General features: G+C 61.2%; 17 protein-coding genes. 9 read left to right on the forward strand and 8 right to left on the reverse strand.

What is annotated here, in order from left to right; genetic code table 11:
• The coding region (locus NEZ08_RS14820) for a TadE/TadG family type IV pilus assembly protein (protein ID WP_298108116.1) at positions 1-1643 on the reverse strand (1643 nt) is incomplete at its 3' end.
• Positions 1644-1814: 171 nt separating this feature from the next.
• Here NEZ08_RS14820 and mutT point away from each other — a divergent pair.
• Positions 1815-2225, forward strand: a complete 411-nt coding sequence (gene mutT / locus NEZ08_RS14825; protein ID WP_298108119.1) for an 8-oxo-dGTP diphosphatase MutT — start codon at positions 1815-1817, stop codon at positions 2223-2225.
• A gap of 127 nt (positions 2226-2352) precedes the next feature.
• Here mutT and NEZ08_RS14830 read toward each other — a convergent pair whose 3' ends face one another.
• The 3 genes from NEZ08_RS14830 to NEZ08_RS14840 all read right to left on the reverse strand — a co-directional run bounded on the left by NEZ08_RS14830 (position 2353) and on the right by NEZ08_RS14840 (position 4634).
• Positions 2353-2991, reverse strand: coding sequence for a TadE/TadG family type IV pilus assembly protein (locus NEZ08_RS14830; RefSeq protein WP_367278418.1), 639 nt, complete (start codon positions 2989-2991; stop codon positions 2353-2355).
• Complete coding sequence (locus NEZ08_RS14835; RefSeq protein ID WP_298108121.1) at positions 2988-3515, reverse strand: TadE/TadG family type IV pilus assembly protein; 528 nt, start codon at positions 3513-3515, stop codon at positions 2988-2990. Before NEZ08_RS14835 ends, NEZ08_RS14830 begins: the two co-directional genes overlap by 4 nt.
• Before the next feature lie 249 nt (positions 3516-3764).
• Positions 3765-4634 carry a methyltransferase domain-containing protein gene (locus NEZ08_RS14840; RefSeq protein ID WP_298108124.1) on the reverse strand — a complete coding sequence of 290 codons (870 nt, stop codon included), beginning with the start codon at positions 4632-4634 and terminating at the stop codon, positions 3765-3767.
• 86 nt (positions 4635-4720) lie between these two features.
• Between NEZ08_RS14840 and NEZ08_RS14845 the strand changes: the two genes are divergently transcribed.
• Entirely contained in the window at positions 4721-4921 is a 201-nt protein-coding gene (locus NEZ08_RS14845; RefSeq protein ID WP_298108127.1) for a hypothetical protein, read from the forward strand.
• Between the two features lie 81 nt (positions 4922-5002).
• Complete coding sequence (locus tag NEZ08_RS14850) at positions 5003-5470, forward strand: GcrA family cell cycle regulator (protein ID WP_298108130.1); 468 nt, start codon at positions 5003-5005, stop codon at positions 5468-5470.
• A 5-nt stretch (positions 5471-5475) separates the two neighbouring features.
• On the opposite strand, the gene NEZ08_RS14855 is transcribed toward NEZ08_RS14850, so the two are convergent.
• The gene (locus NEZ08_RS14855; RefSeq protein WP_298108134.1) at positions 5476-5754 is read right to left on the reverse strand and encodes a hypothetical protein; all 279 of its coding nucleotides are present in this window, start codon (positions 5752-5754) and stop codon (positions 5476-5478) included.
• 294 nt (positions 5755-6048) lie between these two features.
• Between NEZ08_RS14855 and NEZ08_RS14860 the strand changes: the two genes are divergently transcribed.
• From NEZ08_RS14860 to NEZ08_RS14880, 5 genes are read left to right on the forward strand one after another with little or no spacing between them, the layout of a single operon-like run.
• Positions 6049-6852: a ComF family protein gene (locus NEZ08_RS14860; protein ID WP_298108137.1), complete on the forward strand. Its 804-nt coding sequence runs from the start codon at positions 6049-6051 to the stop codon at positions 6850-6852.
• A 41-nt stretch (positions 6853-6893) separates the two neighbouring features.
• A complete protein-coding gene (gene grxC / locus NEZ08_RS14865; RefSeq protein WP_298108140.1) occupies positions 6894-7169 on the forward strand; it encodes a glutaredoxin 3 in 276 nt (91 codons plus the stop codon).
• Positions 7166-8044 carry a carbon-nitrogen hydrolase family protein gene (locus NEZ08_RS14870; protein ID WP_298108144.1) on the forward strand — a complete coding sequence of 293 codons (879 nt, stop codon included), beginning with the start codon at positions 7166-7168 and terminating at the stop codon, positions 8042-8044. Before grxC ends, NEZ08_RS14870 begins: the two co-directional genes overlap by 4 nt.
• Positions 8041-8526, forward strand: a complete 486-nt coding sequence (locus tag NEZ08_RS14875; protein WP_298108148.1) for a DUF1178 family protein — start codon at positions 8041-8043, stop codon at positions 8524-8526. Before NEZ08_RS14870 ends, NEZ08_RS14875 begins: the two co-directional genes overlap by 4 nt.
• Positions 8527-8543: 17 nt before the next feature.
• Positions 8544-8984: an EamA family transporter gene (locus tag NEZ08_RS14880; protein WP_298108150.1), complete on the forward strand. Its 441-nt coding sequence runs from the start codon at positions 8544-8546 to the stop codon at positions 8982-8984.
• Here NEZ08_RS14880 and NEZ08_RS14885 read toward each other — a convergent pair.
• The 3 genes from NEZ08_RS14885 to NEZ08_RS14895 all read right to left on the reverse strand — a co-directional run bounded on the left by NEZ08_RS14885 (position 8981) and on the right by NEZ08_RS14895 (position 11241).
• Positions 8981-9880 carry a DMT family transporter gene (locus NEZ08_RS14885; RefSeq protein ID WP_298108152.1) on the reverse strand — a complete coding sequence of 300 codons (900 nt, stop codon included), beginning with the start codon at positions 9878-9880 and terminating at the stop codon, positions 8981-8983. The two genes, NEZ08_RS14880 and NEZ08_RS14885, sit on opposite strands and share 4 nt — an antisense overlap.
• A gap of 128 nt (positions 9881-10008) precedes the next feature.
• The gene (gene ubiG / locus NEZ08_RS14890; RefSeq protein ID WP_298108155.1) at positions 10009-10764 is read right to left on the reverse strand and encodes a bifunctional 2-polyprenyl-6-hydroxyphenol methylase/3-demethylubiquinol 3-O-methyltransferase UbiG; all 756 of its coding nucleotides are present in this window, start codon (positions 10762-10764) and stop codon (positions 10009-10011) included.
• Between the two features lie 9 nt (positions 10765-10773).
• Positions 10774-11241: a PH domain-containing protein gene (locus tag NEZ08_RS14895; RefSeq protein WP_298108157.1), complete on the reverse strand. Its 468-nt coding sequence runs from the start codon at positions 11239-11241 to the stop codon at positions 10774-10776.
• Positions 11242-11391: 150 nt separating this feature from the next.
• Between NEZ08_RS14895 and NEZ08_RS14900 the strand changes: the two genes are divergently transcribed.
• Entirely contained in the window at positions 11392-12648 is a 1257-nt protein-coding gene (locus tag NEZ08_RS14900) for an aspartate kinase (RefSeq protein WP_298108159.1), read from the forward strand.
• Positions 12649-12699 lie beyond the last annotated feature (51 nt).

The raw sequence follows: 12699 nt of genomic DNA on the forward strand, positions 1-12699 counted from the left end.
GATGTGGCCGTGAAAAAGAAGTTCGGCGATGCGCAGGACTGAAGGCTGGGTGGAATATTGGGAATATTCGCGTTCGCGACGTTATCCTCGTTATTGTAGATCGTCGTTGGATTCTGAATCGGCTCGTAGGGAATATAGAGCACGGCAACGGTGATGCCGCGGTTCTTGAGCGGTTGGCAGGGAGACGATGTCCCCGAAGCCATCACGGTGGCGCTGTTGCTTCCCGAGAAACCGCAGCAAGTTTGAAAGTTCTGCGCGCCGTCAGTCACGAGAAAAACGAATGGCTTCGTATTCGTGGGTGAGCTGCCGTCTCCGACTTGGCCGCCACCGGAGGGTGGGATCGTCGTATTCATGGAGGGAAAGGCGTTTTCAAAATGCGTCCCGCCGGAGCCGAGGCCGAGGTTCGGGCTGTTTCCGGTATCAAGCAGCGTGGCAAGGTTGGCCGCCGCATAGTTGATCGTGCCCGGAGTGGTGGGCGAGGCATTGATGGCGGAAGTGAGCGGAGAATAGGCGTAGAGATATCGAATGAACGGGTAGAGCCCGATGCGGAATTGATCGGGGACAACCTCGTTCTTGTTGGCCGTCGCGAACAATCCGTCTACGCCTTGCGTAGCCATTGTGGCGTTCAAGGCGGTGCCGACCGCGTCGGCGCGCAACTGGATGCAGGCGTCCGTGCCTTCCGTGGGGCAGGATGTAACTGCCGTCAGACTATTCGACATGCTCTTGGAATTGCCAGTCAGGAGCGAATTCGGGCCAGTAAGCGACGAGGTCACGTTCGGAAGCATCGCAGACGGCAATACCTGGCCGCCCTTCATGGGATATTGGGTTTTTGTCTGGGAAGTAATTGATGAGTTGAGAAGAGCTTGGTACCCGGACTGACTGACGCGCGTGATGAGATAGCCCAGACAATAGCCGTTCGTTGGATACGCTGAATATGCGGGGAGGACGCCAGAACTGGCCGTTTGGCCAACAGGCGGAGCGGTGCACGATCCTTGCGACTGGAAATGGCACGCGAAGGTACAGCCATTGGGGTAGGAGCGGAAGTTGTCCGGGTTGATCGCGGCCAGCCGGGTTTGTTCAGCATTGGTCGACGGCAACCCCATCGACCCCGAAACATCCAGCATGACGTAGAAATCCAGATACATGGGCAGCGACGAGCTTGCGCTCGAGCTGCCCGATACCGTCAGCGACTTGAACCCAACCACGTTCATGAAGATGGTTGGCACCGTGGCGTTGAAGGTAACCGTCGAGGTCAGGTTCACACCCGTCTTTGTGACGACGGCTGTGGTCGGCGGCATGTTCAAGGTGAACAAATTTGCGCCGGGATTGGGATTGCCGGGATTGTAGACGTTGTTGATGTTGCCTAAAAAGATATTCATGGCGTCCGTCTGAGCGGTAGCGACGGTGCCGTTGCCGCTCATCTGCGATGCGGCTAGCCAGCCTTGCGAGTTCTTCGAGATCGATGCGACCGCCGCAGCGTCCGCCGCTGATTGCAGCTTGGCCCTCATTCGTGACGCTTCCGAATAGTCGACGCCGCAGCCGACGGCCGCGAGAACCGGTAGGCAGGCGATCCCGAAGATCACGGCGATATTGCCGCGCTTGTCCTTGCAGAAGCGGTTGATCAAGGCCGAGAGGGTGCGCATGGGTCATGCCTGTGTCGATTGACTCCCGTACTGATCTATTGGCGGAGAATTAAATTCGGCTTATTGCGATTGAAGAATCGCGCGCCTAATAGAGTTAACAAACCCTTCCCGCGCTCATCGAGCCAGCGGGCTCGGCTCTTCTCAATCAATGGCCAGTGAACGCCGGCAATCATGAGCGACATCAAACTGACCCTGGTCGTGGCTTGCGCCTTGATCGACACCGACAACCGCGTGCTGATCGCGCAGCGGCCGGAAGGCAAGGCAATGGCGGGCCTGTGGGAATTTCCCGGCGGCAAGATCGAGCCCGGCGAACGGCCGGAAGCCACGCTCATTCGCGAACTTCACGAGGAACTCGGCATCACCGTGAAGGAAGCTTGCCTCGCGCCGCTGACCTTCGCGAGCCACGCCTATGAGGCGTTCCATCTCCTGATGCCACTTTACATCTGCCGGCGCTGGGAAGGTGACGCGATCGCGCGCGAGGGACAGAAGCTTGCATGGGTCCGCGTCAACAAGCTGCGCGACTATCCGATGCCGCCTGCGGATATTCCCCTGATCCCGCATTTGGTCGATCTCTTGATGTGACCGACGCTGCAGGCTTGAGCCGCGCAGACATCATGTTCGAAAAGGGCTCTTGCGAAGAGAACGGATTGCCGGGTCAAGCAGGCAACAAAGCTTGTCTTGCCTTGACGGGGTTCAATTCAGGCCGCAGTCAGGATGTCGGGCAGGTCGCAGGCGATGGCGTCGAAGGATAGAACACGCAGGTCGACTGCCGCGGCAAGGCATAGGCGACATCGCTCAGCGTTATGGCCGCAGTCATGGTCCCAAAACTGCCAAGTGACGGCGTGTAAACGGTGTTGACCTCGCTGAAAATGATATATTGGTTCGCTATGATCGCGTGCGTCGTCGGATCCGTTGCGATCATGCTCTGCGGAATCGGAACCTGGGAGCTGATGGAACGCGGTGCAGATCCCACGCTCCATTGAACCCGTGCGATGCCCGACGAGGGATCAATGTACAACTCCGAAATCGTCATGTTCGGCGCGGGATAGGCGGGTTGCACATAGGGCACCATGATCAGGTTGGCCGCGCCAAAGAAATTCGTCAAATCGGTATCGGAAGCGCTCGCCCCCTGCGACGTCAGGTTCGCGATGGTACGTGCCACCAGTGAAACCTTGCGATCTACCGCCAGGCCAGAACAAACTTCCACCGTGCTGAACAACAGCACCAGCATGATCGGGACAATCACGGCGAACTCGGTCGCTGCGATGCCGCGGCAATCACGAAAGAATGCGGCGATCACAGAGCACCCGCGAATACGGCGTTTCATCGGTCCTTTGGCAAGGCTCATGTCGAGCAGGCCCCCGCGTAAGGCTCGTTGCGGAACGCCGCCGTTGCACTGAGCAAGCGGATATTGCCCTTCAGATTTGAGATGTTGTAGCCGAGCCCGGTGACGAACATCTGCCATGGATAGTACAAAGTGAGCGTGACGACGCTGCAGGATCCGCCAGGATTGAATTTAAGCTTGGTGGGATCGAAACTTCCGTTGGTCACCGGGTAGGCGATATTCAGATTGGAGAATTGGGAGGGATCGCTCTCGACATCGACACCTATGCTGTTGCAGTTAAGCACTGGCTGGGACTGGTTGCAGACGACGTTAGTTATGAACGTTGCCGCAGTGTTCCCGGCGGCCTGGGATTGCCCGGTCATAATCTGGCGAGCCGACTCCTGCGCAACGGTCTCGAGGATTTGACTCGCAAAGAACATCAATCCCGTCTCGATGATCGCAAACAACAATGCGAAAAAGACCGGCGCGACCAGCGCAAATTCGACAGCTGCCGAACCGCGGCGGTTGCGGCCAAATCGGCGAAGCATATCTCTGGCAAAGGCTGTTCGTGCAGCGCGTGACGACATCAAGAGAACTCGCACAGGTGACGGTTGGCCGGTCATCCAACAGTAGTGAAGAGTTATTGTCGAAATGTTTGCGGCAATGACGCGGGGCCGAAAGTCCCGTTAACGGCGCGTTAATCTTTTGCGCCGCGTAGCGTGGGCGGCCAGCCTTGATGCGCTCGTCACATGCGGGCATAGCCCTTTGAAGAACCGCCTCGCTTCCGCGATCCGGAGTCAGGTCCTGGTCGCGTTCCTCACCGCCTCTTCCAAGCTGACTTTGGCCGATCCCGGCTTGAGCGGCTTGGGCTGGCTTTCATGCGGCGCCCAGCCTGACAGCCAGACGATATCGAAGGTGGCGCGAATGCGGCCATCGGGATCGGCAAAGCGTTCGCGGTAGATTTCCGCCATTCGCAACATCGTGGCCCGGCGGGTCGGCGTTCGCCGGCGTTCCACCAGGACGTTGGTCGCGCCCATCCTCCGCAGGTCCTGCATCAGGTCGAATGCGCTGTCGTAGCGCACGACGATGCGGTCGACATCGGCGACGGGAAGAGCGAATCCTGCGCGCTGCAACAGCGCGCCGACATCGCGCAGGTCGGCAAACGGCGCGACGCGCGGCGAGACGCCGCTCTCCAATTCGGATTCCGCTGCCGCGAAAGACTGCCGCAACTCGACGAGCGTATCGCCGCCCATCATGGCCGCCATCAGCAATCCGTCCGGGCGCAACGCGCGGCGGATCTGCACCAGAGCGCCGGGCAGATCATTGACGAACTGAAGGGCGAGCGCGGAAACCGCAAGGTCGAGCGATCCCGCATCAAGAGACAGCGGCTCGGACTCGCGCTCCGGCAGATCAATGCGCGCATAATGATCGAAGCGGTGGGCGAGCGCGCGACCGACCTGCTCACCTTGCGTTCCGACCTCGGCGACGTCTCTGAAATCCCGCAACACCGCACTCAGCCGCTCCGCCATGTCGCCGGCGACGCGGTCGAGCAGAAAGGTTGCCGGCCCCAGCCGCTCTGCCCGGTCAAGTCGGGCACGCAGCAAGGCGCGGTCGAACAGGACAGGGGAAGCCGGGGCGGAAACCATACCGGTAGGTACGCGCACCATCCCGGGCTGACAAGCGGCCCCTTTTTGGTGTAAATAGACTCTTAATAGATACTTTTCAGTACCCGCGTGAGAGGCTAGCGTTTTGCATGGCCACAGAAAAAGCCGAAACCGACCGCGTTCCAGTCACGTTGGCCCTTTCGACCATCGCGTATCTTGAAAAGCTGGTCAGACAGGGAACCCACGGAACAAGTGTACCTGGCGTAGCGAGGACCCTGATCGAGGAAGGCATCCGTCTCGCCATCAAGGACGGGCTGCTTTCGATCCGCGACAACGGCAAGACCCCGTAAGAAGCGGCATTCGGGACGGTTTGGCGACTGGGAGGCCTATGGGGAAGCCGGCGTGACCGGCTCATAGTTTGGGACTTTCAAATGCCCGCCAACGAACCGACCTGGACCACGGAACGCATCGAACTTCTGAAAATTCATTTCTCGGCCGGCCTGTCCTGCCGTGAAATCGCCGGCGAAATCGGGGTGAGCCGCAATGCCGTGATCGGCAAGCTCTCGCGCCTCAACCTGACCCGGGAAAAGAAACCCGAGATACGACGGGCGAGCAGCAAGACAAATCGCCCGCGCTCGGTACCGCGGCTGCAATACCGGATCCTGCGCAAATTGTTTGCCGAACCGGTGCCGGCGGAAGACGGCGAGGCGATCCACAGCGAACGGCACTGCTCGTTGCTTGAACTGAGCGAGGAAAGGTGCCGCTGGCCCATTAACAGTCCCGGCGAAGAGGACTTCTGCTTCTGCGGCAACCGGCCGCTCGGCGGATTGCCCTATTGCGCCGGCCATAGCCGGCTTGCCTATCAGGCCAGCTCCCGCCAGCGTGTCGCGCGGGGATAATCGTCCTAAATTGACGAGACGCCCCAGGCGAGAAATACCCGGGTGGCCCGCCAGAACCACGTCTTGCCGTCGCGGGCCGCTTGCAGGCTGAGGACTCGCGTATTCCAGGCGGGGTCATGGCGGAAGCGGATGTTTTCAATCCTGAAATCATCCTGCCTTCGCTTCCACTCCGTCACCCAGGCCAGGTGCACCTCATCGAGGTGCCGGCGAAGCTTGACGAATTCGGTCTGACGAAGACTGGAGACTTCGATCTGGTAGGGGCGAGGAAAAATAACCCTGAGCATGGCGATCCGGCTTCACGGCAGATCATTCACGACCCCAGTTCAGCTAACGGCAGACAATGGGTTCAGCAAGGCCGCCCGATGTCTTCTAGTGGTCCGATTCTAACATTCGCTTTCCTTCTCAGCGGCCACTTTTGCGAATGTTAGAATCGCAGGACCACTAGCAAATATACGTTTCTAGTGGAGTTCAGGATTTGACATTCGCTTTTTTGAACTCGCGGCCAGGTGGGTAGCGAATGTCAAATCCACTCCACTATCCGCTTGAGCCTTCGCCGGGTCGACGATAGCGTTTGGTCCATGGACGCTGAGCCCTCCCGTTCCATCGCCTCGCATTTCCTCGGCGCGTTCTCGGCATGCCGGGGGGCACTGGCGCATGCGGCCAAGCTCGCACTCGACATCGCATTGCCAACCCTGTGCGTGGCCTGCCGCGAGCCGGTCGAAGGCGAAGGCGTCTGCGCCACTTGCTGGGCCAAGCTGTCGTTCATCGCGCCGCCGTTTTGCCCGCGCCTCGGCATTCCCTTTGTCTACGATCCCGGGCCCGACATGCTCTCGATGGAGGCGATCGCCAATCCGCCAGCCTATACACGGGCCCGCGCCGCCGTGCGCTATGACGACGTCGCGCGAAAGCTGGTGCACGCGTTGAAATACCAGGACCGCACGGACCTGGCGCCGCCGATGGGCCGCTGGATGGCGCGGGCTGGGCGGGAACTGCTGGACGGCGCCGACGCACTCGTGCCTGTCCCGCTGCATTGGCGACGCGGCTGGAGCCGCCGCTACAATCAATCGGGGGCGCTGGCCCGCATCATCGCACGGCAGTCTGGCGTTACGGTCGCTACCGAGGCGCTGCGCCGGATCCGTCCCACCGAGCAGCAGATCGGCCTGTCGCGGCCGCAGCGCGCCAGCAATGTGCAGGGCGCATTCAAAGTGGCACCCGATCGGGAGCACCTGATCGCCGGCCGCCGGGTGGTGCTGATCGATGACGTGCTGACGTCAGGCGCAACGGTGGATGCCTGCGCGCGGGCGCTCCTGCGCGCGAAAGCAGCCGCTGTCGACGTGCTGGTCTTTGCCCGGGTTGTGGATAGCCACCGAACTCCCATATAATCCATCATTCTGGTCACCTTTTGCATCGGTCCCAACGCGACATGCCTGCTGCGATCGAAATCTACACCCGTCCCGGCTGCGGATATTGTACCGCGGCCAAAAGCCTGCTGGCGCGGAAGAATGCCGCCTTCAAGGAGCTGAGCACCGCGTCCGACCCGGACGTTCGCCAGCAGATGTACGACCGCGTCGGAAATGGCGCGACCTTCCCGCAGATTTTCATCGGCAAAACCCATGTCGGTGGCTGCGACGAATTGTATGCGCTCGATCGCGCCGGCAAGCTTGACGCGTTGCTCGCTGGCGAAGGGGCCAGCTTATGAGCGCCGATCGCTCCTTTACCGCCGCCATGGTGCAGATGCGGACGGGCCTGTTGCCTGAGCCGAGCCTTGAGCAGGGCATTAAATTGATCAGGCAGGCCGCGTCCCAGGGCGCCGATTATGTGCTCACCCCGGAAGTGAGCAATATGATGCAGCTGAACCGAAAGGCGCTGTTCGATCATCTTGCGGAGGAGGCCGACGATCTTTCCCTGAAGGCTTATCGTGCCCTCGCCGCCGAACTGAAAATCCATCTGCACATCGGATCGCTGGCGCTACGCGCCTCCCCAGAGCGCGCGGTCAATCGTTCGTTCCTGATCGGTCCGGACGGCGGCGTGATCGCCAGCTACGACAAGATCCACATGTTCGACATCGATCTGCCGGGCGGCGAAAGCTACCGCGAATCCGCCAACTACCAGCCTGGCGAGACCGCCGTGATTGCCGACCTGCCCTGGGGGCGCATCGGCTTGACGATCTGTTACGACGTGCGTTTTCCCGCCCTTTATCGCGCGCTCGCCGAAAGCGGCGCCTCGTTCCTCAGCGTGCCGTCCGCCTTCACGCGAAAAACCGGAGAGGCGCATTGGCACACGCTGCTGCGCGCCCGCGCCATCGAGAATGGATGCTTCGTGTTTGCGGCCGCCCAATGTGGTCTGCACGAGAACAAGCGCGAGACGTACGGCCATTCGCTGATCATCGCGCCCTGGGGCGAGGTGCTGGCCGAGGGCGGCGGCGAGCCCGGCGTCTTCATGGCGAAGATCGATCCTTCGCTGGTCGAGACTGCACGCAAGGCGGTGCCGTCGCTGCAACACGGGCGGCGCTTTTCGGTCGCCGACCCGAAATCCGGCCCGGATTATCTGCACCTGGTGCGGGGATCGGCATGATCCATTACAATTTGTGCTGCAAGAAGGGCCACGCCTTCGAGAGTTGGTTCCAGAGTTCGTCTGCCTACGAGTCTCAGGAGAAACGGAAGCTCGTGAGTTGCCCGGTTTGCGGCTCGACAGACGTCGAGCGCGCGATCATGGCGCCGCGCATCGCCCGCAAGAAGGGCCGCGAGAAAACGGCTTCCGAATCCTTGCCGGTGCCGGCGCCGGCCGCTGAAGTGATCCCGCCTTCCTCGCCGACGCCGCTTTTGATGGCGCAGGAGCGTGAGCTCCGAGCCAAGCTCAAGGAGTTGCGCGACCATATCGTCAGCAATGCCGACAATGTGGGCGAGCGTTTTCCGAACGAAGCGCGCAAGATGCATTACGGCGACATCGAGCATCGCCCGATCTATGGCGAAGCTTCTCCTGATGAAGCAAGGGCCCTGCTCGAAGAAGGCGTCGAGGTCATGCCGCTTCCGACGCTGCCGGACGACCGGAATTAACGCGCAGGAAAACGTCCTTGCCGCCCGTTTCGCTTTCATCCTGGCAAATCTGGGCGCTGCTATCGGCGGTATTTGCGGCACTCACCGCGATCTTTGCCAAAGTCGGGGTCGAGGGCATCAACTCCGATCTCGCGACGTTGATCCGCACCGCTGTCGTGCTGATGACTCTGTCGCTCATCCTCTTCGCCACCGGACAACTCACCAACGCCGGGCCGATATCGGGGAAAAGCTGGCTCTTTCTGGTGCTCTCGGCGCTTGGCACGGGAGCATCCTGGCTCTGCTACTTCCGCGCCCTGAAACTCGGACCGGCCACGTTGGTCGCCCCGATCGACAAATTGAGCGTCGTGCTGGTCGCGCTGTTCGGCGTGACCTTTCTCGGCGAGCGGCCATCGATCCAGGGTTGGCTCGGCATCGCCATGATCGCTGCCGGGGCCGTTCTGATTGCCTTCAAGGGTTAGGCGGCTACGAGCAGTCCAACCCCGATCACGATCAGCACAATCCCGAAGAGTTCTCGCGCCGAAAACGGCTGCTTGAACGAGTAATAGGCCACGCCCTGCGCGAACAGCACCTCCACGAGCGCCAGTGTGCGCACATTGGCGGCCGCCGTCAGCGCAAATGACAGGAACCAGAACTGCGAGGCGAACGCCCCCATGAAGCCCGCGAGCAGCGAAGGCTTCCACATGCGCAGGATCGATTTCAGAACGTCCGGCGCGCGCACCAACAGATAGATGGTCAGGACCAGCGTTTGCACGAACAGCCCGAACACCAGCGTGTACGTCGCGGCTGTCACGAACGAGGCGCCGTGGATCGTGATGATCGCCCCGCGGTAGCCGTTGGCCGATAGCGCGAACGCCGCGGCGGAGACCAGCCCGATCAGTGTCGGCCGGAGATCTGTAAAGCTCTTATCGCCGCCCGGACGCAATGCCGTGATGACGACGCCAACGGTCGCGATCAGGATCGCGAGCACCTTCAGGGCCGTCAGATCGTCGCCGAGGAAGACGAAGCCGAAGATCGCGGTCTGGATCGCCTCGGTCTTGAGATAGGCCGTCGTCACGACGAAGGAACGCTCGTTCATCGCCACCAGCATCAGTCCGGTCGCAACGATCTGGCAGATCGCACCTAGCAAAAGCCACGGCCAGAAGGCGGTGGTCGGGCGCGGCAAGGCATCCCCAGTGCCGGCCAGCACGGCGGCGAAGAACAGGATGGCGAAGGGAAAGCCGAACAGGAAGCGGATGTTGGTCGCGCCCCAGGTCCCGAGCGGCCCGGTCAGTTGCCGCTGCATGGCATTGCGCGCGACCTGGCCCGCGGCGGCGGTGAAGGTGAAAGGAATCCAGAGCGAGGCGACGGTGAACATTTGGAGGGAATGGAGCCTTGAAGGACGTGTGGCACCGTGCCGGGCGCACTACGTGTGGTCAACCCACGCCGTGCATGACAGAGCTGCGCCCCGATAGCGTGCGTCCGTGCGGAAACAGCGCGATGCGATCACACCATGCCTTCCGCCACCACCATGTAGTTAACATCCATGTCGGGCGACAAACTCCAGCGGTCGGCGAAGGGACTGTACACCACGCCGGTCTGCTCGGTGATCGTCAAACGATTGTCGAGCAAATGACGTGCAAGCTCGTCGGGCGTGACAAATTTTTCCCATTGATGGGTGCCGCGCGGCAGCCAGCGCAGGATGTATTCGGCCCCGACAATCGCCAGCGCAAAACTCTTCCAGTTACGATTGAGGGTGGAAACCACCATCAACCCCCCGGGCTTGAGCATGGCGGCGCAGCGGCCGAGAAACAGGCCGATATCGCTGACATGCTCGACCACCTCCATCGCCAATACGACGTCGAAGCGCTCGCGCACGTCCATTTCCTCGACCGTGGTGCAGCGGTAGTCGATCGACAGATGACCTCTGTCAGCGTGCAATTTGGCTGCCGCGATATTGCTGGGGGAAGGATCGAGGCCGATCACCTGGGCCCCGAGCCGCGTCAACGGCTCGCAAAGCAGACCGGCGCCGCAGCCGATATCGAGGATGCGCAGACCCGACAGGCAGTTCAAGCTTTTCGCATTGCGCTCGAATTTCCGGCAGGCGGCATCGCGAATATAAGTGAGCCGCAGCGGATTGATCTTGTGCAGCGGCGCCATCTTGCCCTTCGGATCCCACCACTGCTCGGACAGTTTGGAAAATTTGGCGATCTCGGTCGGATCGACGGTCGAGGCGGCGGGAGGATTTGGCTGCACAACCATCTGCTGCTCCTAGCGCGCCGTGATGGCGCTGCGAAACGCCAGCGGGGACGCAATGGTTGAAATCGTTTGCCTGCCCTCGCCGACGCCCATGATGGTGACGTCGCCGTAATTGAAGATGCGGCCTGCAATGCTCTGTTCCACGTCGACGCTCTCGATTTTATCGAGCGCAATCTCGAACGTATGGCGGTTGATAAAGCCGGTCTTGTGTACCACCCGGCGATTGGTGACGTCGGTTTCGGTGGTGAGCCGGTGGAACCAGCCCCTTATCGCCCAGTAAAGCCCTGCCAGGGCGGCGATGGCGGAGGCGGACAGGCACAGGAGCACGATGCCGTCTGTCGTGGTCGCCCGCGACAGGATCAGGAGTGCCAGTGCCACGATCCAGGACACGATCGCCGGCAGGTAGAAGATCCAGTGCGCATTGGTCGAATACAGCACGTTTTCCCCCGGCTGCAGGATCTGGTCGATATAGCGCCCCATACAAACAGCCTCAATTAACTCAATTAGACGACGCGGAACCGGTTGCTTGCCCCCAACCGCGTCGCTATGTATACGCGCCTTTCAGGATAGGCGCCTGCGAACGTTTGCGCGGGCTACATTAATAATCCGCAGGGGAATAAACCAGTCGTCATGGGTCGCCTCGTGATGAAATTCGGCGGCACGTCCGTCGCCAATATCGAACGCATCCGCAACGTCGCCCGTCACGTCAAGCGCGAGGTCGATGCCGGCCACGACGTCGCCGTCATCGTCTCGGCGATGGCCGGCAAGACCAATGAACTGGTCGACTGGTGCCGCGAAGCCTCTCCGATGCACGACGCCCGCGAATATGACGCGGTGGTGGCCTCCGGCGAGCAGGTCACCGCGGGACTCCTGGCAATTGCCCTGCAGGCGATCGGCATTCAGGCCCGCTCCTGGCAGGGCTGGCAAATCCCGATCAAGACCAGCGATGCCCATGCCTCGGCGCGAATTCTTGACATCGATGGCACTGAACTGCTCAACCGCTTCAAGGAGCGCAAGGAGGTCGCCGTCATCGCCGGCTTCCAGGGCATCAATCCGCAAACCAACCGGATCACCACGCTGGGTCGGGGCGGCTCCGACACGTCGGCGGTTGCGGTCGCGGCCGCCATCCACGCCGATCGCTGCGACATCTACACCGATGTCGACGGTGTCTACACCACCGACCCGCGGGTGGTTCCGAAGGCCCGCCGGCTCGACCGGATTGCATTCGAAGACATGCTCGAACTGGCTTCGCTGGGCGCGAAGGTGCTTCAGGTCCGTTCCGTGGAACTCGGCATGGTCCACAACATGCCAATCTTCGTGCGTTCCAGTTTCGACAAGCCCGAGGATATCGACCCGCATGCCAACCAGCCGCCGGGAACGCTGATCTGCAGCGAGGAGGAGATCATGGAAAGCCACGTCGTCACCGGCATCGCCTTTTCCAAAGACGAGGCGCAGATTTCGATTCGCCAGATCGAGGACAAGCCGGGGGTGGCTGCTTCGATCTTCGGTCCGCTGGCGGATGCCAATATCAATGTCGACATGATCGTGCAAAACGTCTCCCAGGACGGCAAGACCACCGACCTGACCTTCACGGTGCCGGCCTCCGACTACGCCCGCGCCCGCGACACCATCACCTCGGCGAAGGACAGGATCGGCTACGCCCGGCTCGACACGGCCACCGATGTCGCGAAGGTTTCGGTGATCGGCAGCGGCATGCGCAGCCATGCCGGCGTCGCCGCCAAGGCGTTTGCGGCCCTGGCTGCGCGCAGCATCAATATCCGCGCCATCACCACCTCCGAAATCAAGTTTTCGGTGCTGATCGACACAGCCTATACCGAACTCGCGGTCCGGACCCTGCACACGCTCTACGGCCTCGATCAAGCTTAGAAGAGAGCAGCTTCTCTTAGCGGCCGCAACATGAGTTGGCCTAGCGCTACC

Origin of the sequence: Bradyrhizobium sp. (assembly GCF_027451485.1) — a bacterium.
Taxonomy (GTDB): domain Bacteria; phylum Pseudomonadota; class Alphaproteobacteria; order Rhizobiales; family Xanthobacteraceae; genus Bradyrhizobium.

Bases quoted from the DNA above. Each gene is read 5' to 3' on its own strand.
- NEZ08_RS14885 (WP_298108152.1), bottom strand. From the start codon at position 9,880: ATGTTCACCGTCGCCTCGCTCTGGATTCCTTTCACCTTCACCGCCGCC.
- NEZ08_RS14845 (WP_298108127.1), top strand. From the start codon at position 4,721: ATGGCCACAGAAAAAGCCGAAACCGACCGCGTTCCAGTCACGTTGGCC.
- NEZ08_RS14870 (WP_298108144.1), top strand. From the start codon at position 7,166: ATGAGCGCCGATCGCTCCTTTACCGCCGCCATGGTGCAGATGCGGACG.
- NEZ08_RS14895 (WP_298108157.1), bottom strand. From the start codon at position 11,241: ATGGGGCGCTATATCGACCAGATCCTGCAGCCGGGGGAAAACGTGCTG.
- NEZ08_RS14835 (WP_298108121.1), bottom strand. From the start codon at position 3,515: ATGCTTCGCCGATTTGGCCGCAACCGCCGCGGTTCGGCAGCTGTCGAA.
- NEZ08_RS14900 (WP_298108159.1), top strand. From the start codon at position 11,392: ATGGGTCGCCTCGTGATGAAATTCGGCGGCACGTCCGTCGCCAATATC.
- ubiG (WP_298108155.1), bottom strand. From the start codon at position 10,764: ATGGTTGTGCAGCCAAATCCTCCCGCCGCCTCGACCGTCGATCCGACC.
- NEZ08_RS14855 (WP_298108134.1), bottom strand. From the start codon at position 5,754: ATGCTCAGGGTTATTTTTCCTCGCCCCTACCAGATCGAAGTCTCCAGT.
- NEZ08_RS14830 (WP_367278418.1), bottom strand. From the start codon at position 2,991: ATGAGCCTTGCCAAAGGACCGATGAAACGCCGTATTCGCGGGTGCTCT.
- NEZ08_RS14875 (WP_298108148.1), top strand. From the start codon at position 8,041: ATGATCCATTACAATTTGTGCTGCAAGAAGGGCCACGCCTTCGAGAGT.
- grxC (WP_298108140.1), top strand. From the start codon at position 6,894: ATGCCTGCTGCGATCGAAATCTACACCCGTCCCGGCTGCGGATATTGT.
- NEZ08_RS14840 (WP_298108124.1), bottom strand. From the start codon at position 4,634: ATGGTGCGCGTACCTACCGGTATGGTTTCCGCCCCGGCTTCCCCTGTC.
- NEZ08_RS14850 (WP_298108130.1), top strand. From the start codon at position 5,003: ATGCCCGCCAACGAACCGACCTGGACCACGGAACGCATCGAACTTCTG.
- NEZ08_RS14860 (WP_298108137.1), top strand. From the start codon at position 6,049: ATGGACGCTGAGCCCTCCCGTTCCATCGCCTCGCATTTCCTCGGCGCG.
- mutT (WP_298108119.1), top strand. From the start codon at position 1,815: ATGAGCGACATCAAACTGACCCTGGTCGTGGCTTGCGCCTTGATCGAC.